At 36.1% G+C, this 22477-nt stretch carries 23 protein-coding genes; 18 read left to right on the plus strand and 5 right to left on the minus strand.

Translation table 11 applies throughout. The features are described 5' to 3' along the window. Positions 1–2: 2 nt before the first annotated feature. The 7 genes from AC0NJG_RS18170 to AC0NJG_RS18200 all read left to right on the plus strand — a co-directional run bounded on the left by AC0NJG_RS18170 (position 3) and on the right by AC0NJG_RS18200 (position 6377). The gene (locus tag AC0NJG_RS18170) at positions 3–824 is read left to right on the plus strand and encodes an ABC transporter ATP-binding protein (RefSeq protein ID WP_000025777.1); all 822 of its coding nucleotides are present in this window, start codon (positions 3–5) and stop codon (positions 822–824) included. Between the two features lie 15 nt (positions 825–839). Next, the gene (locus AC0NJG_RS18175; RefSeq protein ID WP_087954543.1) at positions 840–1667 is read left to right on the plus strand and encodes an alpha/beta hydrolase; all 828 of its coding nucleotides are present in this window, start codon (positions 840–842) and stop codon (positions 1665–1667) included. Between the two features lie 318 nt (positions 1668–1985). Next, positions 1986–2213, plus strand: a complete 228-nt coding sequence (locus tag AC0NJG_RS18180) for a hypothetical protein (protein WP_087954544.1) — start codon at positions 1986–1988, stop codon at positions 2211–2213. 290 nt (positions 2214–2503) lie between these two features. Then, positions 2504–2806 carry a metal-sensing transcriptional repressor gene (locus AC0NJG_RS18185; RefSeq protein ID WP_000509876.1) on the plus strand — a complete coding sequence of 101 codons (303 nt, stop codon included), beginning with the start codon at positions 2504–2506 and terminating at the stop codon, positions 2804–2806. 202 nt (positions 2807–3008) lie between these two features. Next, positions 3009–3215 (plus strand): copper chaperone CopZ, encoded by a 207-nt coding sequence (gene copZ / locus AC0NJG_RS18190; RefSeq protein ID WP_474063264.1) that lies wholly within the window; start codon positions 3009–3011, stop codon positions 3213–3215. A 95-nt stretch (positions 3216–3310) separates the two neighbouring features. Further along, complete coding sequence (locus AC0NJG_RS18195) at positions 3311–5728, plus strand: heavy metal translocating P-type ATPase (RefSeq protein ID WP_088327970.1); 2418 nt, start codon at positions 3311–3313, stop codon at positions 5726–5728. Positions 5729–5897: 169 nt separating this feature from the next. After that, entirely contained in the window at positions 5898–6377 is a 480-nt protein-coding gene (locus tag AC0NJG_RS18200) for a GNAT family N-acetyltransferase (RefSeq protein ID WP_087954546.1), read from the plus strand. Positions 6378–6396: 19 nt separating this feature from the next. Here the strand turns inward: AC0NJG_RS18200 and AC0NJG_RS18205 are convergent, their stop codons facing one another. Then, positions 6397–6669, minus strand: a complete 273-nt coding sequence (locus AC0NJG_RS18205; protein ID WP_001043904.1) for an HU family DNA-binding protein — start codon at positions 6667–6669, stop codon at positions 6397–6399. Positions 6670–6810: 141 nt separating this feature from the next. Further along, positions 6811–7626 carry a formate/nitrite transporter family protein gene (locus AC0NJG_RS18210; protein ID WP_087954547.1) on the minus strand — a complete coding sequence of 272 codons (816 nt, stop codon included), beginning with the start codon at positions 7624–7626 and terminating at the stop codon, positions 6811–6813. A gap of 194 nt (positions 7627–7820) precedes the next feature. Here AC0NJG_RS18210 and AC0NJG_RS18215 point away from each other — a divergent pair, with 194 nt between their 5' ends. After that, entirely contained in the window at positions 7821–8714 is an 894-nt protein-coding gene (locus AC0NJG_RS18215) for a metallophosphoesterase (protein WP_474063265.1), read from the plus strand. 112 nt (positions 8715–8826) lie between these two features. On the opposite strand, the gene AC0NJG_RS18220 is transcribed toward AC0NJG_RS18215, so the two are convergent. After that, positions 8827–9909, minus strand: coding sequence for a chitinase (locus AC0NJG_RS18220; RefSeq protein WP_087954549.1), 1083 nt, complete (start codon positions 9907–9909; stop codon positions 8827–8829). A 413-nt stretch (positions 9910–10322) separates the two neighbouring features. Here AC0NJG_RS18220 and gabP point away from each other — a divergent pair, with 413 nt between their 5' ends. From gabP to entD, 8 genes are all read left to right on the plus strand, one after another. After that, complete coding sequence (gene gabP / locus AC0NJG_RS18225; protein ID WP_087954550.1) at positions 10323–11717, plus strand: GABA permease; 1395 nt, start codon at positions 10323–10325, stop codon at positions 11715–11717. A 133-nt stretch (positions 11718–11850) separates the two neighbouring features. Continuing rightward, positions 11851–12189 carry a hypothetical protein gene (locus AC0NJG_RS18230; RefSeq protein ID WP_016718270.1) on the plus strand — a complete coding sequence of 113 codons (339 nt, stop codon included), beginning with the start codon at positions 11851–11853 and terminating at the stop codon, positions 12187–12189. Positions 12190–12506: 317 nt separating this feature from the next. After that, entirely contained in the window at positions 12507–13046 is a 540-nt protein-coding gene (locus AC0NJG_RS18235; RefSeq protein ID WP_087954551.1) for a DUF420 domain-containing protein, read from the plus strand. A gap of 119 nt (positions 13047–13165) precedes the next feature. Then, a complete protein-coding gene (locus tag AC0NJG_RS18240; RefSeq protein WP_087954552.1) occupies positions 13166–14329 on the plus strand; it encodes an iron-containing alcohol dehydrogenase in 1164 nt (387 codons plus the stop codon). A gap of 158 nt (positions 14330–14487) precedes the next feature. Continuing rightward, a complete protein-coding gene (locus AC0NJG_RS18245) occupies positions 14488–15240 on the plus strand; it encodes a DeoR/GlpR family DNA-binding transcription regulator (RefSeq protein ID WP_087954553.1) in 753 nt (250 codons plus the stop codon). Beyond that, positions 15237–16148: a 1-phosphofructokinase gene (gene pfkB / locus AC0NJG_RS18250; RefSeq protein WP_474063266.1), complete on the plus strand. Its 912-nt coding sequence runs from the start codon at positions 15237–15239 to the stop codon at positions 16146–16148. Before AC0NJG_RS18245 ends, pfkB begins: the two co-directional genes overlap by 4 nt. Before the next feature lie 13 nt (positions 16149–16161). Next, the gene (locus AC0NJG_RS18255) at positions 16162–18021 is read left to right on the plus strand and encodes a PTS fructose transporter subunit IIABC (RefSeq protein WP_087954555.1); all 1860 of its coding nucleotides are present in this window, start codon (positions 16162–16164) and stop codon (positions 18019–18021) included. Between the two features lie 468 nt (positions 18022–18489). Beyond that, positions 18490–19422: a cell wall-binding protein EntD gene (entD, locus tag AC0NJG_RS18260; RefSeq protein WP_087954556.1), complete on the plus strand. Its 933-nt coding sequence runs from the start codon at positions 18490–18492 to the stop codon at positions 19420–19422. A 62-nt stretch (positions 19423–19484) separates the two neighbouring features. Here entD and AC0NJG_RS18265 read toward each other — a convergent pair whose 3' ends face one another. Next, positions 19485–19730, minus strand: coding sequence for a hypothetical protein (locus AC0NJG_RS18265; RefSeq protein ID WP_087954557.1), 246 nt, complete (start codon positions 19728–19730; stop codon positions 19485–19487). Positions 19731–19913: 183 nt separating this feature from the next. Between AC0NJG_RS18265 and miaA the strand changes: the two genes are divergently transcribed. Further along, complete coding sequence (miaA, locus tag AC0NJG_RS18270) at positions 19914–20867, plus strand: tRNA (adenosine(37)-N6)-dimethylallyltransferase MiaA (RefSeq protein WP_000504943.1); 954 nt, start codon at positions 19914–19916, stop codon at positions 20865–20867. A 21-nt stretch (positions 20868–20888) separates the two neighbouring features. Then, positions 20889–21113, plus strand: a complete 225-nt coding sequence (gene hfq / locus AC0NJG_RS18275) for an RNA chaperone Hfq (RefSeq protein ID WP_000813896.1) — start codon at positions 20889–20891, stop codon at positions 21111–21113. Between the two features lie 80 nt (positions 21114–21193). Here hfq and AC0NJG_RS18280 read toward each other — a convergent pair. After that, a partial coding sequence (locus AC0NJG_RS18280) for a Gly-Xaa-Xaa repeat protein (RefSeq protein ID WP_474063267.1) occupies positions 21194–22477 on the minus strand: 1284 nt, incomplete at its 5' end.

Here is a 22477-nt window from a genome sequence, read left to right on the forward strand (position 1 = left end):
AAGTGAGTATTTTAAGTGCAAAAAATTTAGAAACGAGTTATGAAAAGCTTACAGTGTTTCGTGATTTAAATGTGGAAATACAAGAAGGAAAAGTAACGACAATTATAGGGCCAAACGGGTGCGGTAAATCAACATTGTTAAAAACAATGGGAAGAATTTTAAAGCAAAAGAGCGGTAAAGTCTATTTGCAAGGGCAAGATCTAAATACAATTCCAACGAAAGAAATTGCGAAGCAGTTAGCTTTACTTCCGCAAACTCCAATTGCGCCAGGAGAGCTTAAAGTAGAAGAATTAATTTCTTATGGACGCTATCCACATCGGAATAACGTAAATAAGTTAACTTCAAAAGATAAAGAGATGATTGATTGGGCTTTAGATATAACGAAAACATCTGCATTTCGAACGAGACAAATAGCAAATCTATCTGGTGGTCAAAGGCAAAAGGTATGGCTGGCTATGGCTTTAGCACAAGAGACAGAAGTGTTACTACTAGATGAACCAACTACATACCTTGATATGTCTCATCAATTAGATGTATTACAAATTGTGGAGAAGTTAAATAAAGAACATAATTGTACGGTCGTAATGGTACTACATGATATTAACCATGCAGCAAGGTTTTCAGATGAGATTATTGCAATGAAGGAAGGGGAAATTGTTACAACTGGTAGTCCAGAAGAGATTATTACAAATGAAGTATTAAAAGAAGTATTTCATATTGATGCGCGTGTCATGATCGATCCGTATAACGGGGCTCCTGTTTGCTTCGGTTATGATAGCGTTGTATCTCAAGAAGAAAAAGTAGAAATATATGTAACAAGTTAAAAGGGGGGATATAGGGTGAATACTACTATTGAAAAACAGCAGATTAAAACATCTAATACAGAACAGTGGAACATGTATTCAAAATTAGAATGTAATGAATATCAAATTTATATTTCAAAGCCGAGGCAGCCAGCACCCAAGTCAGGGTATCCTGTTATATACGTATTAGATGGAAATGCCTTTTTTCAAACATTCCATGAAGCAGTTAAAATACAATCAGTTAGAGCAGAAAAAACAGGTGTTTCACCAGCCATTATAGTAGGTATTGGCTATCCAATTGAAGGGGCATTTTCAGGTGAAGAAAGATGCTATGATTTTACGCCTAGCGTAATTTCAAATGATGCACCTTTAAAGCCAGATGGTAAACCGTGGCCTAAAACAGGAGGAGCACATCATTTCTTTACTTTTATTGAAGAAGAATTAAAGCCGCAAATTGAAAAGAATTTTGAAATTGATAAAGGAAAGCAAACACTATTTGGGCATTCTTTAGGTGGACTATTTGCTTTACATATATTATTTACAAAGCTAAATGCTTTTCAAAATTATTTTATAAGTAGTCCGTCAATTTGGTGGAATAACCAATCTGTGCTTGAAAAAGAAGAGTATCTTATAAATGAATTAAACAATGCAAAGGTTAAAACAGGAGTATTTCTTACAGTTGGTTCACTTGAACGAGAGCATATGGTTGTAGGTGCAAATGAATTGTCAGAGCGCCTTCTCCAAGTAAAACACGATCAGTTTAGATTTATGTTTTATGAAGCAGAAGGAGAGAATCATGCATCTGTTGTGCCAACTTCTTTAAGTAAAGGGTTGAGATTTATTAGTCATGTATCCAGTGATTAAAAGGCTAATGATTGGAGTGAATCCACATTTTTAGGTTAGTTAATAAAGTGATCATCTAATAAAATGCAAACGCAAGGCTATGGGGAAATCCTCCATAGCCTTTTGTGTTGTTCAAGTAGAATTGTCCTTTTTGAAAGTTTTGTTTCAACTTTTCGTCTGAAGAGACAAAAAGTTGTCACAATTCGTTCACAATTAGCATAAACATAAAATAGACGAAATGAACTTATTTCCAAAAAGCTTGGTTCATTCCAATCATGATTCGTAGAGCTGAAAAAGTATGGATGAAAAGTTCACTATATTCTCAAGGAGGTAGATCGTATGAAAACTATTCTTGCTATCGCTGGACTTATTTGGGTTTTATCGCATGGCATCCCAATTTATGAAGGAGAACAAATTCGTAGTGCTCTGAATAAAAATTTTAATGAATATCATATCATTGATCGGCAAGATAATGTTGTGACAGTTCGTGTAAATGACTGTTTTCATACGGTAACTGTTGAAGGAACTTCAGTAGTGAATGATACAAAAGTATGTGATAAGCAATAATTATATATAGGAAGAAAAAGTCTCAATTTACACGTGTGAAGATTGAGACTTTTATATTTGGAAATGAATAATAAGCGGGGATGGAAAATCCCCGCTTATTATTGTTTTTTGAAAAAAGGAAAGGGTATAATGAAAATTGAGACTGAGAAGCTAACAATTTGTTAAGAATAATCATAAAGTGGAAATATACTCATATGGGGTATCATGCATAGATATTTAATGCTATAATTGGTATACTCGTAAAAGCAATTGTTTTATTGGATGAAGAGAAACTTTAAGAAGGTGATAATATGGGGCATAAAGAGCATGAAGCAGTAACACATAGATCAGAAAAAGAAAAAGAGCAAATTATAAATAGATTGAAGAGAATTGAAGGGCAAGTTCGGGGTATTCAAAATATGATTGAAAATGATCGGTATTGCGTGGACATTTTAGTGCAAATTTCAGCGATTAATGCAGCGATGAAAAAAGTAGGAATGGGTGTATTAAAAAACCATACAAGTCATTGTGTTTCAGGTGCAATTAAAGATGGTAATGGTGACGAAGCAATCGAAGAATTAATGACAGTATTTGAACGTTTTTCAAAAGCATAAAAACAAGCTAGTACGTAACTGGCTTGTTTTTTGTTTACTTTCATATAAGGTTTCGGGGTATTGATGTGAAAAAGTGTATGTAAAATAAACTTTTAGAAAATAATTGAAAAATCATGACACAAAACCGTTGATTACCTTAGGGGGGTATGGTAAGATGAGGGTGTGGTTAACAAACAATGAAGAAATAAGAGGAGGATTTTAAATGGAACAGTTAACATTACAAGTTGAAGGTATGTCTTGTGGACATTGTGTAAATGCTATCGAAAGTAGTGTGAAAGAACTAAACGGTGTTGAGCAAGTAAAAGTTCAATTAGCAGAAGGAGCTGTTGAAGTTACTATCGACTCGTCTGCTGTAACATTAAAAGATATCGTTGCTGTAATTGAAGATCAAGGATACGATGTTCAATAATTATTTTTAGATATGGAAATAAATCGTACTTTATAGGAAGTACGATTTATTTTGCTAATAATTATACCTCATAAGGGTATATAGAGGTGAGAGACATGAATGAACAAAAAGAGGCCAATCTTCAAATATCAGGAATGACATGTGCAGCATGTGCAAATAGAATTGAAAAAGGTCTAAAAAAAGTAGAAGGTGTTCATGATGCAAATGTAAATTTTGCACTTGAAAAAACCAAAATAATGTATGATCCCCAAAAAACAAATCCGCAACAGTTTAAAGAAAAAGTTGAATCATTAGGATATGGAATTGTAAGTGATAAAGCTGAATTTACTGTTTCAGGAATGACATGCGCAGCATGTGCCAATAGAGTAGAAAAACGTTTAAATAAGTTAGAAGGTGTGAACGAGGCGACAGTAAATTTCGCTTTGGAATCGGCTACAGTAGATTTTAATCCTGATGAGATTAATGTAAATGAAATGAAGAGTGCAATTACGAAATTAGGATATAAATTAGAAGTGAAATCAGATGAGCAAGATGGATCAACTGATCATCGCTTACAAGAAATTGAGCGACAAAAGAGGAAGTTTATCATTTCGTTTATTTTATCATTCCCGTTGCTGTGGGCAATGGTAAGTCACTTCTCATTTACATCGTTTATTTATTTACCTGATATGCTTATGAACCCTTGGGTGCAGCTAGCTCTTGCAACGCCAGTTCAATTTATCATTGGTGGACAGTTTTATGTTGGGGCTTATAAAGCGTTACGTAATAAAAGTGCTAACATGGATGTTCTTGTGGCACTTGGAACGTCCGCCGCCTATTTCTATAGTGTATATTTAAGCATTCAATCTATCGGTTCTTCGGAACATATGACAGATTTATATTTTGAAACGAGCGCGGTACTTATTACACTAATTATTTTAGGTAAATTATTTGAAGCAAAAGCAAAGGGACGTTCATCAGAAGCAATTAAAAAGTTGATGGGTTTACAAGCAAAGACAGCTACAGTTGTGCGAGATGGAACAGAAATGAAAATTTTAATCGAAGAAGTAGTAGCTGGTGATATTGTTTATGTAAAACCTGGTGAAAAAATTCCGGTAGATGGTGAGATTATAGAAGGAAAGTCAGCCATAGATGAATCGATGTTAACAGGTGAAAGTATTCCAGTTGACAAAAAAATTGGGGATATAGTAATCGGTTCTACAATGAATAAAAATGGATTTTTAAAAGTGAAAGCAACTAAGGTAGGAAGAGATACTGCATTAGCTCAAATTATTAAAGTAGTAGAAGAGGCACAAGGTTCAAAAGCTCCTATTCAAAGGGTAGCTGATCAAATTTCTGGTATTTTTGTACCAGTTGTGGTTGGAATCGCGATTATCACATTTGCAGTGTGGATGATATTTGTTACACCAGGCGATTTTGGCGGAGCACTTGAGAAAATGATAGCAGTACTTGTTATCGCTTGTCCATGTGCATTAGGTCTTGCAACGCCTACATCTATTATGGCGGGATCAGGAAGATCAGCTGAGTATGGTATTTTATTTAAAGGTGGGGAGCATTTAGAAGCAACGCATCGATTAGATACAGTTATTCTAGATAAAACAGGTACTGTGACAAATGGGAAACCGGTGTTAACAGATGTAATTGTAGCAGATGGATTCCACGAAGAAGAAATACTACGCTTAGTAGGTGCAGCAGAAAAAAATTCTGAACATCCACTTGCAGAAGCGATTGTAGAAGGAATTAAAGAAAAGAAAATTGATATCCCAAGTTCAGAAACATTTGAAGCAATTCCGGGATTCGGCATCGAATCAGTTGTAGAAGGGAAACAATTATTAATTGGTACACGCCGATTAATGAAGAAATTCAATATTAATATTGAAGAAGTTTCTAAATCGATGGAAGCGCTAGAACGAGAAGGAAAAACAGCAATGTTAATAGCAATAGATAAGGAGTATGCTGGAATAGTTGCCGTTGCAGATACTGTAAAGGATACTTCAAAAGCAGCTATCTCAAGACTTAAGAAAATGGGTCTAGACGTTGTTATGATTACAGGAGATAATACACAAACTGCTCAGGCAATTGCGGGGCAAGTTGGTATTGATCACGTAATTGCAGAAGTATTACCAGAAGGAAAAGCAGAAGAAGTGAAAAAACTGCAAGCACAAGGTAAGAAAGTAGCAATGGTTGGGGATGGAATAAATGATGCTCCTGCTCTTGCAACGGCCGATATCGGTATGGCAATTGGAACAGGAACGGATGTAGCGATGGAAGCGGCAGATATTACGTTAATCCGTGGTGATTTAAATAGTATTGCGGATGCAATCTTTATGAGTAAGATGACGATAAGAAATATTAAGCAAAACTTATTCTGGGCACTAGCTTATAACGGCTTAGGAATCCCGATTGCAGCGTTCGGCTTCTTGGCACCTTGGGTTGCAGGAGCGGCTATGGCATTTAGTTCTGTATCGGTCGTATTAAATGCATTACGATTGCAAAGAGTGAAGTTAAAATAATAAAAATTTAAATCTATAGAGTAATTGCATAGGCGTTTATACAAAAAACAATACTTTGAAATAAGTATTGTTTTTGTTTATATAGAAAGAAAAAAGATATAATAAAGCAGAAATATTGAATACTAGATGGTAGAAAAATTAAATGATAGTGTAGTAAGGAGGTTCATATATGTTAAAAGATACGATCATTAGAACATTCCATAAAGAAGATTTAGAACAAGTATTACAGTTGTTCTATGAAACAGTTCATACAATTAATGCTAAAGATTATAACGTATTACAGCTACAGGCATGGGCACCAGAGCGACTAGATAGAGAAAGCTGGTTACAGTCTTTAGAGAAGAACATTAGTTATGTAGCGGATCATAACGGTGTGATAGTTGGATTTGGAGATTATAATGAGGATCATTACGTAGATCGTTTATTTACACATAAAGATTATCAAGGCAAAAGGATAGCTTCCTACATATTACAGAAGTTAGAAAGAGAAGCAGCAAACCTAGGGCATAGGGAGATCTATACAGAAGCGAGTATTACAGCAAAACCTTTCTTTGAAAGTAAAGGTTTTATTTGCATCAAGGAACAAAAGAAACAGCATAATGGTCAGATTTTTATTAATTATATAATGAAAAAAATAGCCTTCTCGTAAACGAGAAGGCTATTTTTCATTATTTTACAGCTTCTTTTAGTTCTTTACCAGCTTTGAAAGCAGGTACTTTAGAAGCTGCGATTTGCATTTCTTCACCAGTTTGTGGATTACGGCCTGTACGAGCAGCTCTTTCGCGAACTTCGAATGTACCGAATCCGATAAGTTGTACTTTTTCACCAGCAGCTAAAGTGTTAGTGATTGATTCTACTACAGTTTGTACAACTACAGTAGCTTCTTTTTGAGAAATCTCAGCATTTTGTGCTACGTTTTTGATTAATTCTGTTTTGTTCATGTTTTTCACCTCATATGTAAATAATGCTATTTAAGTTGTTATTATAACGTATAAAACATTCGAGAACAAGTGTACGCACATATATTCGTAAAAAAAATGGAATTTGTAATATTTTTCAGGATTGCTGTATAGTCGTTCAATTTAAGCGGATACAGATTTTTTCTTTAATTCCGTTTGTTCTTTAGTAGAAGGTAGTTTCTTATTATAAGATATGAAATAAGGTAACGCTACAAATAACATACCTCCTACTAAGTTTCCGAAGAAAACAAAAATGAAGTTTGGAAAATATTCAAACCAAGTTAAATGACCTGCAAAAATTACAGCTGGGATGACAAACATATTGGCTACAACGTGTTGAAATCCAATCGCAACAAAAGTCATAACTGGGAACCAAATGCCGATAATCTTTCCGATAAATTCTTTACTTCCCATACTGAGCCAAACAGCTAAACAAACGAGCCAATTACATCCGATTGCAGAAATGAAGGCTTGTAGTGGTGTATCTTGTAGTTTAGCTTGCGCAATAGAAACCGTTTTCGCTAAAAAAGCTCCCTCTGTTAATCCGACGATATGACCGAAAAAATAAGCAACGAATACAGCACCTATGAAGTTGCTCAATGTAACAATAATTAAATTTCGTATGAAATAAAATAAAGTAATTTTCTTTTGAAGCCAGGCCATGGAAACTGTCATCATGTTACCAGTTACTAGTTCACCGCCTGCAAGAATAACGAGAATAAGACCGATAGGGAATACAGCGGCACCTAGAAAGCTAGTAAATGATCCCCAAGACTTTGGCATTGTTCCAATAACATGAATATCGAGTAAATACCCTAATGCTATGAAAGCACCGCCAAAAAATCCGAGAATTAGCATAGGGAGTAATGATAAATGAGCTTTTTTTCTTCCGGAATTAGCAGCAAGTTCCGTAATTTCTTCTGGTGTAAATACAGACATGAATAATCTCTCCTTAATAAAATAATAAAAAATAAATGGAACATTTTTAAGAATCTATGTATTATAAAAATATGTTATGACTTCTGTATAAATTTGTCAAAGTGTGCAGGGATGGAATTGGATATAACTAACGTTTTTCGTTTTGTCACATTCATGTAACAATAAGGCTTTAAAGTACTTCTAGAGGTGAGAACATGAATACGCATCACGTAAAAGAAGAACAAAAAAAATCAATCGTCAAGATATCTATAATCGGTTTCGTAAGTATAGTAATGATTTCTATAAGTTTGTATTTCTATGCGACAGAAATAGAACGAAAACTAGTAACAGTTACGTGGAATGAAATAGAGGCTTCTACAATTCCTAAAGAGTTTCATAATAAAAAAATATTGCAGTTCTCAGATGTACATTTAGGACCAGAATTCACACTGAAACAATTAGAAAATTTGGTGGAGAAGATGAATGCATTAAGTCCAGATGTAGTCGTTTTCACAGGGGATTTAATAGATAAGTTTGGATCGTACAAAGCCGAAAGAGAAGAAGCGAAAGGGATTTTACAAAAAATACATGCGCCCTTAGGGAAATATGCAGTGTTTGGAAATCATGATAGAGGCGGGGGAGGTAGTTTATTTTATAAAAAATATATGGAGGAAGCTGGTTTCGTGGTGTTAGTCAATGAAGTGCAGAAAATTAAAGCGGAAAACGGCAAGTATATTACAATATCAGGTTTGGATGATTTTTTATTAGGAAAGCCAAAGATAGACGCGACTTTAAAACAAGTAAGGCAACAAGATTTCAATATGTTATTAGTACATGAGCCGGATGTTGTAGACAAAGTAGCACGTTACCCAGTTGATTTTCAAATATCAGGCCATAGTCACGGAGGACAAGTTCAAATTCCTTTTATCGGTCCATTCATTACGACAAAACTAGCTGAGAGTCATGTTGAAGGTATGTATGAAGTAGAGGGGAAGAATAAGCCGTTATATTTATATGTAAATCGTGGTATTGGGACAACCCGAATGCCTGTTAGATTTTGGAGTGTACCTGAACTTTCAGTATTTGTATTGAAGCAAAATAGTAACTAATGTATTTAATTTCACATCATCATTATCAATTTGATTTTGATGAACGAGCGATGTTAATTGGTGGTAAATAAAAAACAACAATAGGTCATATAAAACCTATTGTTGTTTTTTATTATTTTTGCAAGGGGATAGCATCAAAATATGTTCTATAGTTATTAGAGAATTCAAAGTTGTTTTTTGAATCCCAATTAATAGACCAAGACATTAGGCCGCGGAATGCAGGGTAGCCACTCTGATTTGAAAGCTTATACTTTCCTCCAAAAGGAATTCCTTTAATGATATAATCTAAAGCTTTTTTCATTTCAGTTGGAGAAATATATCCCCCACTTGGAGCGGCCGCTGGTGCTGCAGGAAGTCCAATCATGACTTGATCCGAACGAAGAGCTGGGAAAAAGTTATTTGTATTACCACCTACAGGAAAACCATGTAAGAGCATATCAGCCATAGCGACCTCGTAGTCTGCAGTACCTTGATTGTAGTTATTACCGTCCATTCCAATCCCGCTACCAGCGTTGTAGTGTTGAACGTGAATGTATGTTAGTTTGTCTTTTACTCCGTAAATAATCGGTAAATATGCACCCCAGATGCTTCCATATGCGCTATAACCGCCTTGAACATAAGCTGTTTCAGGAGCCATGCTTAATAGAAAGTCGGGACCGTAATGATCTGAGATTGTTCGAATAGCCGAAATAAGATTTACGATTTGAGGAGTCGTTGGGTTTTTGAAATTAGTGTCATTTCCGTTTAAGTAAATTCCTGATTCAAGGTCAATATCTATTCCATCAAAACCGTATTTATCGATTAGAGACTGTATGGAATTAATGAAACGTTGCTTAGCAGCATTGTCAGGAAGTAAAACGACTCCATTTTGTCCACCTATAGAAAGAACTACTTTCTTTCCTTTACTTTTTAAATAAGAAATATCTGATTTGAATTCTGCATCTGTACCATACACAGGAGAAAATTCAACAGTAGAACGATCACCACCAGTTTCCCCGAAAGATACATTAATTACATCCCATTTTGGTGAAACGTCTCTTAATTTAATAATGCCAGTACCGTTATCAAAGTTATGCCAGTATCCAACGAGTAGTTTTGATCCTAAATTGTTTGCTGCTTGTGCTTGAAAGGGGGCTAGTGGTAACAGTAAAAAAATTACTAACGTACAACAAATGAATTTGAACTTGTTTAACATATCAACACTCCTATACAAAAAGTTGTCTAGATGTATAATCTTGTTTATTTAATGATATCTGAAAATTCATTCTTTTGTAAGGTGACTATAATTTTCTCAACAATTGTATATGGGAAATTATTAAACTTAATGAAATAACTTATGTAGGAGTTTGCATTATGATTGTTAAATTCAGAATATTTTGATATATTTTAAAGTATAGGACAAGGTTTTTCGCATAATACTCTTACATAAAGTGAAACTTTAATCAGTGGGGGCATCCCCGCTGATTATTAGTTGAACCAATCGGGCATTTACGGGCAGTAGATTCCCGCCTAACTTCTTTGCTTCCGCTAAATTTTGAGGTGGAGGTTTTACTGCCCGTTAATGCGGGGTAAATTTCAAATTTACGTTTGGAAGGGGATGTACAAGAGTTGGATAAAAATCTTAAGAAAGACCTCAAAATACGCCATATTACAATGATTTCAATTGGTGGCGTAATAGGAGCTGGTTTGTTTGTTGGAAGTGGGGCGGTTGTACATTCAGCCGGACCAGGTTCTATCGTTTCATATGCATTAGCAGGACTTCTTGTTATTTTCGTTATGAGAATGCTTGGGGAAATGGCAGCTATTAACCCGACAAGTGGGTCATTTGCAACATATGCAAGAGAAGCAATTGGTCCATGGGCCGGTTATACAATTGGGTGGCTATATTGGTTTTTCTGGGTAATTGTTATTGCAATAGAAGCCACAGCAGGTGCTGGTATTATTCAATACTGGATTCCAGAAATCCCACTTTGGTTATTAAGCCTAATATTAACGATTTTATTAACATTGACGAATGTTTTTTCGGTGAAATCATTTGGAGAGTTTGAATATTGGTTTTCTTTTATTAAAGTAATAAGTATCGTTTTGTTCCTTTGTCTTGGACTAGCTGTTATTTTAGGATTTGTACCAGGAACGGAAGCACCTGGCACTTCAAATTTAGTAGGACAAGGAGGATTTATGCCAAACGGTATAAGTTCGGTGCTACTTGGAATTACTGTCGTTATATTTTCATTTATGGGATCTGAGATTGTTGCAGTAGCTGCTGGAGAATCTGCTGAACCTGTAAAAGCAGTAAAAACAGCAACAAATAGTGTGATTTGGCGTATTCTCGTATTTTTCATTGGATCGATTGCTGTAGTTGTTACACTTCTTCCATGGAATTCAGCGAACATACTAAAAAGTCCGTTTGTAGCGGTACTGGAACATATAGGGATACCAGCGGCAGCACAAATTATGAATTTTATCGTTTTAACAGCTGTACTTTCTTGTTTGAATTCTGGTTTATATACGAACTCAAGAATGCTTTTTTCAATGGCAGAAAGAGGAGATGCTCCAAAGGCATTTTTGAAATTGAATAGTAGTGGTGTTCCAGTTCGGGCCGTTTTATTCGGAACGTTCTTCGCTTATATTGGAGTTGTTTTTAGTTACATATCTCCAGATAAAGTCTTTTTATTTTTAGTCAATGCATCTGGCGGAATTGCGTTACTCGTTTATCTCGTTATAGCTGTTTCGCATTTAAAGATTCGTAAAAAAATGGGGAAAGTAGAACAACAAAATTTGAAAGTGAAAATGTGGTTTTTCCCGTATGTAACGTATGTTACAATTGCCGCTATTATAGCAGTTTTAGTTGCGATGCTTGCAATTGAATCTTTACGTTCACAAGCACTTTTGACGATGCTTGTTACTGTTCTTATCATAATTTCTTATTTTATTTTTAATAGAAATAAAAATAGTACAGTATCGAATACTACAAGTAAGAATGAGGAATCTGTTCGATTCTAATTTCTTGTTTTAGAATAGAGTCACACCCAATCATTGCTATAAAAGAATCATATATAATCATAGAAACAAGTAATTACTATTGTCATAGTGAATATAAACTTTTTTCTTGACTTTTTATACGAAGGCGAGCAGAATGGTAAAAAAGGAAGGGGGGATGACGATGGAAGATTACGTATTAGAGCTGTATAACCTGTTATATACGACAGAATGGCAAGATATTGTTTCGTTTCTAGGAATCGTATTTTGTATGAAAATTGTAATTGTATATATGGAAGAGCAAGGTATGTTCTATTCCTTCTCATCCCCGTTCGATATGCAACGCGAGCCGTTGCTAAACTATGCCAAGGTAAATTACGAACAATTTCCTTTTGTATTTTTCTTTATGATTCGATTTATTACAGCAATTGTAAAGAAAAAGGAAAGTGACGATGAAGAGTGCCATTCAACTTGTAATATAGCGAATGTTTTTTAAGCTAAATACAAGGAGGAGATTTATATGTGGTTTCGATTTCTTATGATTGGTTTCTTTTCATTAACAGCAATTTCTTTAATGGGATATCAAGTGTCTGAAATTTTTCAAGCATATAGCGATACATTTTTTAATAAAAACTAATCGCATTGCTATTTGAATAATAAAGCGATAAAATCCTTCTTAAGAAGTTTTATTAAGAAGGATTTTTTCTTTGTTTTGTCTTGCTGTGTCAAACTATTGTCACATTTACACTGTGAATAGTATGTTAAAATAGTGAGGTTACGTATACATATTTGAAGGAAGAGGGAGTGACCATTTTGGTGGATCAATCAACAAATCAGAAAAGCTATGCTCCTATTGTGATAACGCTTTCTGTAATTGTAAATGCGATTATTTTATTTTTGTTCTTTGGACCTGTTGGCTATGAAGGAGAAGTACATTTTGATGTAACGATTTTACCAATGTTAAATGCAATTTTTAATAGCTTTACGTTCGTATTCTTATTAGCAGCTCTATACTCTATTATTAAGAAGAATGTGAAAATGCACCGTGGTTTTATCCTAGCAGCATTTACGACGACATTGCTATTTTGTGTTTCTTATTTATCGTATCATTACTTAGCGCCGGCAACACATTTTGGTGGAGAAGGATTCATTAAATATGTGTATTTCATCATTTTAATTACACATATTATCCTAGCAGCAATTATTGTACCACTTGCATTGTTTGCACTTGTATTCGGTTTTACAAATCAATTAACACGTCATCGTAAAATTGTACGTTGGACGATGCCGATCTGGTTATATGTAAGTTTATCTGGTGTTATTGTTTACTTAATGATCTCACCTTATTATTAATAAAAAACCCCAGCCTATAGGCTGGGATTTTTTCGTTAGGCAAATATTTTTGTAAAATGAAAAAAATATGGTATACAAAAGTATAGTTGCTTTTCATATAGAAGGGATGGTAAAGGGATATGCAAAATTTTGTATTTCGTAATCCAACGAAACTTATTTTCGGTAAAGATCAATTAGAACAGTTAAAAACTGAAATTCCACAGTTCGGTAAAAAAGTTCTTCTCGTATACGGGGGAGGCAGTATTAAAAGAAACGGTATTTATGATAATGTAATTTCTATTTTAAAAGATATAAATGCAGAAGTATTTGAATTGACAGGCGTTGAACCAAATCCTCGTGTGTCGACTGTAAAGAAAGGAATTCAAATTTGTAAAGAGAATGGTGTTGAATTTATTTTAGCAGTTGGTGGAGGAAGTGTAATTGACTGTACGAAGGCAATTGCTGCTGGTAGTAAGTACGATGGAGATGTATGGGATATTGTAACGAAAAAAGCATTTGCTAATGAGGCATTACCATTTGGTACGGTGCTTACGCTTGCGGCAACAGGATCTGAAATGAATGCTGGTTCTGTCATTACAAATTGGGAAACGAATGAAAAATATGGCTGGGGTAGCCCAGTTACTTTCCCGCAGTTTTCAATTTTAGATCCGGTCCATACTGCGTCTGTGCCAAGGGATCAAACAATTTACGGTATGGTAGATATTATGTCACATGTATTAGAGCAATATTTCCATCATGGAACAAATACAGAATTACAAGATCGTTATTGTGAATCTGTTTTAAAAACAGTAATTGAGACAGCTCCTAAGCTTTTAAGTGATTTAGAAAATTATGAGCATAGAGAAACGATCTTATATTGCGGTACTATGGCGTTAAATGGCATTTTAGCGATGGGGGTAAAAGGAGACTGGGCAACTCATAATATTGAGCATGCAGTTTCTGCGGTTCATGACATACCACACGGGGGTGGCCTTGCGATTCTATTCCCGAACTGGATGAAGCATGTCGTAGATGAAAATGTAAGTCGTTTTAAACAGTTCGCTATTCGTGTATTCGATGTAGAAACAGATGGAAAGACTGATCGAGAAATTGCGCTAGAAGGAATTGAGGCGTTACGTCAATTTTGGACTTCAATTGAGGCACCAGTAAAGTTATCTGATTACGCTATTGGTGAAAATGAAATTGATGTAATGGCGGATAAAGCGATGGCTTATGGTGAATTTGGTAACTTTAAAAAATTAAATAAAGACGATGTTTTAAGCATATATAAATCTTCCTTATAAGTGAATCGAGAAAAGAAACCCATTTGATTGTTATATCAAATGGGTTTCTTTTCTGTTATTTATAACTGTTTTTGAATGTTTTTGATTACTTATGAATGTTTGTGGTTGATTTTTGTGATCGTTTTCATTATACTGTAATCAAAGAAGAGGTGAATGAAATGTTAACTCCTGAACGTCATCAAATGATATTGCAACTTGTAAAAGAGCAGAAGGTTGTTAAATTACAACAATTAGTGGAAAGAACAGAAAGCTCTGAATCAACAATTCGTCGTGATTTAGCACAATTGGAAAAGCAAAGATTATTAAAAAGAGTTCACGGTGGTGCTGCTGTTTTAACAGGAAAAGGACAAGAGCCAACGATGGTTGAAAAATCATCCAAAAACATTCAAATAAAACAACAAATTGCAAAATATGCGTCTAACATAGTTGAACAAGGTGATTGCATTTATTTAGATGCAGGAAGTACAACATTTGAAATGATTCCATTTTTAATAAATAAAGATGTTACAGTCGTTACGAATGGACTTATGCATATTGAAGCTCTAGTTGAAAATAATATTCGTGCATATTTACTAGGCGGAATGATGAAGAGTAGGACGAAAGCTTTAATCGGTGCAATGGCGCAGGAAAGTATGCAGAAGTATCGTTTTGATAAATGTTTTTTAGGGGCGAATGGTGTACATGAACAGCTTGGTTTTACAACACCAGATCCGGAAGAGGCACTTTTAAAGCAAATGGCATTAACATTAGCAAATGAAGGATATTTCTTAATTGATGAAAGTAAGTTTTCAGAAGTTGCGTTTGCGAAAATTGCCAATGTTGAAGAGGCAAATATTATTACAAACCATTTAGAAATTGATTTAGAAAAATATAAAAGACAAACCAATGTAATTGAGGCTGATAAACAATGATCTATACAGTAACTTTAAATCCATCTATTGATTATGTAGTACAAGTTAATTCTTTAGATTTAGGCGCGGTAAATCGAGCGGAGAAAGATATGAAGTTTCCTGGAGGAAAAGGAATTAATGTTTCTCGCGTTCTTCATCGTTTAGGTGTTGAAAATGTAGCGCTTGGATTTACTGGTGGATTTACCGGTGGATTTATTAAAGATGTATTACAGACGGAAGGTGTAACAACAAACTTCGTCCAAGTAGATGGAGATTCTCGAATCAATGTGAAAATAAAAGGGCAAGAAGAAACAGAATTAAATGGGCAAGGGCCTAGTGTGACAAATGAACAATTTGAACAATTAATGAAACAAATTGAAAGTATGAAGCAAGGAGATTGTATTGTATTAGCTGGAAGTGTACCGGCGTCTATCCCCACTACTTTTTATGAATCAATTGCAGTGTTCGGAGCGGAAAAAGGTATTCGTGTAGTAGTAGATGCAAGTGGTAGTGCGCTGCAACATGTAGTTAAAAATAAACCATTTTTAATAAAACCAAATCATCATGAACTTGGTGAGTTATTTGGAGTAGAAATTTCAACAGCAGAAGATATTTTACCGTATGGAAGAAAATTAATTGAACAAGGTGTAGAGCACGTTATCGTATCAATGGCCGGAGATGGAGCTTTATTGTTTACAGCAGAAGGTATATATGAAGCAACGGTTCCAAAAGGTGTTGTAATTAATTCGGTTGGGGCTGGAGATTCTCTTGTTGCGGGATTTGTAGGTAAATATGAACAGACAAATGATATTGAAAAGGCATTTCAATATGGCGTTGCTACAGGGAGTGCAACAGCATTTTCAGCTGATTTATGTGAAAAGGAAAAAGTAGAAGAATTATTGTCGCAAGTAATTGTAACTAAGCGATAGGGGGAAGCAACATATGAAAATTACAGAACTATTAAAAAGGGATACAGTTATTATGAATTTGACAGCTTCAAATAAAGAAGCTGTCATAGATGAATTAGTTGAGAAATTAAACGGGGCAAATCGTTTAAATAGTAAAGCTGAATTTAAAGAAGCTATTTTAAAGCGGGAGTCACAAAGTACAACCGGCATTGGTGAAGGGATTGCTATACCTCATGCGAAAACAAAAGCTGTCAAGCAACCAGCGATTTGTTTTGGTAGAAGTGTAAGCGGTATCAACTTTGAATCGCTTGACGGACAGCCTGCGCATTTATTCTTTATGATTGCTGCGAGTGAAGGGGCGAATAATACGCATTTAGAAACGTTATCACGCCTATCTACACTATTAATGGATGAAGGATTTCGTAAGCAATTGTTAGAAGCAAAGGATGAAGAGGAACTTCTTCGTCTATTTGATGAAAAAGAAAATGAAAAAGAAGAAGAAGAGGTAGAAGTTGCACAACCAGAAGGGAATGAACCGTACGTATTAGCTGTTACAGCTTGTCCAACTGGAATCGCTCACACATATATGGCTGCAGATAGCTTGAAAGCGAAAGCAGCAGAGCTAGGAATTGCAATTAAAGTTGAAACGAATGGATCAACAGGTATAAAAAACGGTTTAACGAAAGAGGATATTGAACGCGCAACAGCTATAATTGTTGCGGCAGATAAACAAGTAGAAATGAATCGTTTTGCTGGTAAACATGTCATTCAAGTGCCAGTCGCTGACGGGATTAGAAAAACGGAAAAACTTCTTAATCGTGCTGTAAAACAAGATGCACCAATCTTTAAAGGAATAAAAGAAGATGGAAAGACAGAAAGTGCAGAGAAAGAAAAAGGATTAGGGATTTATAAGCATTTAATGAGCGGTGTAAGTAATATGCTTCCATTCGTTGTTGGTGGAGGGATTTTAATTGCATTAGCATTTTGGGTTGGTGGTATAAAAGCAGAAGGACCATTGGCTGAGTTGTTAATGTCTATTGGTGGAGGGGGAACAGGGGCGTTTTTATTCCTCGTACCAATTTTAGCTGGATTTATTGCGAGTTCTATTGCTGATCGTCCTGGTTTTATGCCTGGTGTTGTCGGTGGATTTTTAGCAGCACATGCGAATGCTGGATTTTTAGGTGGATTAATAGCTGGTTTCTTAGCTGGGTATGTTGTTTTAGGGTTGAAAAGATTATTTTCAGGACTACCAGTACAATTAGAAGGAATTAAACCTGTATTGTTATATCCGGTCTTTGGATTGTTGATTACGGGAGTTGTTATGCAAAAAGTAGTAATTCCGCCTGTAGTAGCATTGAATGAAATGTTAACAGGATGGTTAAATGGTTTGAACGGTACAAATGCTATATTACTAGGTCTTATATTAGGTGGTATGATGGCAATTGATATGGGTGGTCCAATTAATAAAGCTGCATTTACATTTGGTATTGCTGCAATAGAAGCACAGAATTTTGGCGTGCACTCAGCAGTTATGGCTGGTGGTATGGTACCGCCATTAGCGATTGCATTCGCAACTACCGTCTTTAAATCAAAGTTTACTGAAGCAGAACGTAAATCTGGTTTAACAAATTATATTATGGGGGCGTCGTTTATTACAGAAGGTGCGATTCCATTTGCGGCAGCAGATCCGGTTCGAGTAATTGTCAGTTGTGTTGTCGGTTCAAGTATTGCAGGTGCATTATCTATGTTATTCCAAATTACATTACCGGCACCGCATGGTGGATTGTTTGTTATCGCATTAGTAAATAAACCAGTGTTATATATTTTCTCGATATTGATAGGGGCAGTTGTTTCTGCTCTTATGATGGGGATTTGGAAAAAGAAAGTTAAATAATACGTGTAAAGGGAGTAGCTTTTATTAGCTGCTCCCTTTTATCCGACTTTAATGGGCAGTAAGACCCCCGCCTCAAAATGCAGCGAAAGCAAAGAAGTTAGGTGGGGGTCGGGCTGCCCATTAAAGTTCGATTGGTGAGGGCTGATTAAAGTTTCACTTTATTACAAAAAAGAAGGTTAATAGTTGGAGAATGATGAATTTTGGTAAAAGATGTAATGAAATATGATTTTTTTGTAACAAAAAAGTAATACTGTAATTTTTTCTGGAAAAAAATTCTGGTGCTTGTATGTGGAAAATATATGAAAACTATTGGGAATTCTATTGGAAATGTAATTCATTAATATGGAAATTTATGTTACAGCTCATTAATCGTATATTACGAATGGTTTGTAATTGTGTGTTTTCTAAAAATCTTAAAAATCCGTTGCTATAATGAAAATACGAAAACAAAGCAAATGGAGGCTATTCATGAAAAAATTATTAGGTATAGCAACGGCGGCAGTTTTTGGTCTTGGGATTTTTGCAGGTTCTGCGAAAGCGGAAACGATTGTAACAACAGATGTATTAAATGTTAGAGAAAACCCAAATATAGAGTCAAAGCTTGTAGGTAAAATGTTAAGTGGAAATAAATTAGATGTTATAAATACAGAAAACGGATGGACAAAAATTAAATTAAATGGTCAAGAAGCGTTTGTAAGTGCTGAATTTACAAAAAGTACATATTATGTAACGGCAGGCGTGTTAAATGTTCGTGCTGGAGCGAATACTGACTCTGAAATTCTTGGTAAATTGAATAAAGACGATGTAATTGAAACGACAAATCAAGTTCAAAATGAATGGCTACAATTTGACTACAATGGAAAAACAGGATATGTTCACGTGCCATTTTTAACAGGGACGGCACCTGTAATTGAGAAGAAAGAAGTTGTAACGCAAGAAGAAGTACCGGCAAAAGTAAATACGCCGGTTAAAAATAATAAAGTAGTTAAGAACAAAGAGTCTGTTAAGAATGTAGAATCAAGTAAATCAGTGGCAAAACAGCAGTCAACTACGAAACAAGTTGCAAAATCTAATGAAACAAGTGCACCTGCTGGTGGACGTGAAATAACAGTAGAGGCGACAGCGTATACAGCAGATCCGAGTGAGAATGGTTCGTATGGTGGTCGTGTATTAACTGCAATGGGGCATGATTTAACAGCGAATCCAAATATGAAAGTAATTGCTGTTGACCCTAAAGTAATTCCACTTGGATCAAAAGTATGGGTAGAAGGATACGGAGAAGCGATTGCTGGAGATACTGGTGGTGCGATTAAAGGAAATCGTATTGATGTTCTAGTTGGTTCAGATGGTACTGCTAATAGCTGGGGGCGCAAATCAGTTAAAGTGAAAGTTATAGAGTAGTGTATGTGTATTAATATAAAAGGCGATTGCTTGAAAGTATGTAAGCAACCGCCTTTTATGGATTATTGAAAAGGATAAATCGTTTTACCTGTAATAATTTTATAGGCACTGCAAAATTGGTTTTGTATATACTCGGTATCTTTATTTTCTGGATATAATGTTGTTTCTTGAAGAGTAGAATGAAAAGAACGTAGTAAACAATTTAAGGCGAAGTATAATTCTTCTTGTGAACAATTTTGTTCTTTTGTAGCAGTGGCTAAAATGAGGTCTTTTGTCAAAGATGAAAAATTGATAGTGGATTGTTTCATAGTTAACTCATCCTCTCGAAGGTATTTTTAATCATGTATATGCGGAATTGGACAAACTATGTTCTTTTTTTTATTTATAATTTCATGTACCGTAATGAAAGAACTTGCAATCATGCCGTTAAAATTGGTAAGATTGGATATAATCAATAGATGGAGTACATTACATAAAGAGAGTTGAATGATATGGGAGAAGTGCAACGTGAAAAAGTTGCTGTCATCATTGGACCAACTGCTGTTGGGAAGACGAAGTTAAGTATTGACCTTGCCAAAGCGTTAAATGGTGAAATTATAAGTGGAGATTCCATGCAGATTTATCGTACGATGGATATTGGAACCGCAAAGGTGACGAAAGAAGAGATGGACGGAATTCCACATTATATGGTCGATATAAAAAATCCAGAAGAATCATTTTCAGTTGCCGAATTTCAAGAACGTGTTCGTAAGCATATTCGAGAGATTACAGAGCGTGGTAAATTGCCAATTATCGTTGGTGGAACTGGTCTGTATATACAATCTGTTTTATTCGATTATCAGTTTACGGATGATGCTGGTGATGCTATATACCGAGAACAAATGGAAAAGTTAGCATTAGAACGTGGTGTGGAATATGTACATAAGAAATTACAAGAAGTAGACCCAGAAAGCGCTGAGCGTATTCATACAAATAATGTGCGCCGTGTCATTAGAGCGTTAGAAATTTTCCACACGACGGGTGAAAAAATGAGTGATCAACTTGAAAAACAAGAAAACGAGTTATTATACGATGTTTCCTTAATTGGCTTGACAATGGATCGAGAAATGCTATACGATCGCATTAACTTACGAGTTGATATAATGATGGACCAAGGTTTATTAGAAGAAGTAGAAGGATTATATAATAGAGGGATAAGAGATTGTCAATCTATTCAAGCGATTGGTTATAAAGAGATATATGATTATTTTGAGGGTCGTGTATCTTTAGAAGAAGCGGTATCACAATTAAAGACGAATTCACGTCGTTATGCAAAACGTCAATTAACGTGGTTCCGTAATAAGATGGATGTCACATGGTTTGATGTTACAGACGGTGAAAAAACGTCAGAAATTTTACGATACATAGAAGGAAAGCTACAACTAAAGTCGAATAATAGTAAGTAGAGAAAAAGAGGAGGATTCGACATGAAGCAATCAATCAATATTCAAGATCAGTTTTTAAATCAACTCCGTAAAGAGAATACGTTTGTTACGCTGTACTTATTAAATGGTTTCCAGCTTCGTGGATTAATTAAAGGATTTGATAATTTTACAGTCCTACTGGAAACAGAAGGTAAGCAACAGCTTATTTATAAACATGCAATTTCTACATTCGTACCACAAAAAAATGTTTCAATTGAATTAGAGTAGTAATGAATTATTGTACATAACAAAAAAAGAGCGAGTTTCTCGCTCTTTTTTTATTTGCCATAAATAATAAATCGTGAAAATTAAGCGATTCTAAATACAGTAAGGCGGATGTTAGTATTTCCTGTCGCAGGGATCGTAATCTCGTTAAGAGTAGATTGGACAGAAATTCTTGAACCAGCTGCTAATGTTTCGATTGTAGTAAATGATAGTGAGTCGCCTATTAAATTTGAAGAGAAGTTATCAGTTGCAACTGCTCCATTAATTGAAATTCCTACTCCAAGTGGAGCGCATCCTGGCGCAGTTGTAGAAATGGATACGCTAATTACATAAATACCACCGTTGATAACTGTAACTGTATCTGTGCCATTAAAGATAATATTGTTTACGTTAATTGCAGTACTGAAAATAAAGTTATTAAATTGTAGTACTGTTTGTTGAATGTTGTTTGTTACAACAATTGTTGCTACAGGGAAGCTAGGCCCGGTAGGTCCGGTAACACCTATACCAGTAGCGCCAGTGGCACCTGTTGGTCCTTGAACGCCCTGAGGTCCAGTAGCACCCGTGTTACCTTGGGCACCTTGAGGTCCAGTAGCGCCAGTGGCACCTGTGTTACCTTGAGGCCCCTGAGGTCCAGTAGGTCCAGGAGGCCCACCGGAAGGTCCAGTAGGTCCGGTAACTCCTATACCAGTAGCCCCCGTTGGTCCAGTGGCGCCAGTCGCACCTGTGTTACCTTGAGGTCCAGTAGGTCCAGGAGGCCCACCAGAAGGTCCAGTAGGTCCGGTAACACCTATACCGGTAGCGCCCGTGTTACCTTGAGGTCCGGTAGCCCCCGTAGCCCCCGTGTTACCTTGAACGCCTTGAGGTCCGGTAGCGCCGGTAGCACCAGTGGCACCTGTGTTACCTTGAATGCCTTGAGGTCCAGTCGCGCCGGTAGCCCCCGTAGCACCTGTGTTACCTTGAACGCCTTGAGGTCCAGTGGCGCCAGTAGCCCCCGTAGCACCTGTGTTACCTTGAACGCCTTGAGGTCCAGTCGCGCCGGTAGCCCCCGTGTTACCTTGAACGCCCTGAGGTCCAGTCGCGCCGGTAGCCCCCGTGTTACCTTGAGGTCCGGTAGCGCCAGTAGCGCCTGTGTTACCTCGAGGTCCAGTGGCGCCAGTAGCCCCCGTAGCACCTGTGTTACCTTGAACGCCTTGAGGTCCAGTCGCGCCGGTAGCCCCCGTGTTACCTTGAACGCCCTGAGGTCCAGTCGCGCCGGTAGCCCCCGTGTTACCTTGAGGTCCGGTAGCGCCAGTAGCGCCTGTGTTACCTCGAGGTCCGGTAGCGCCAGTAGCCCCTGTATTACCTTGAGGTCCGGTAGCGCCAGT

It is taken from the genome of Bacillus sp. SSR7 (genome assembly GCF_055902415.1).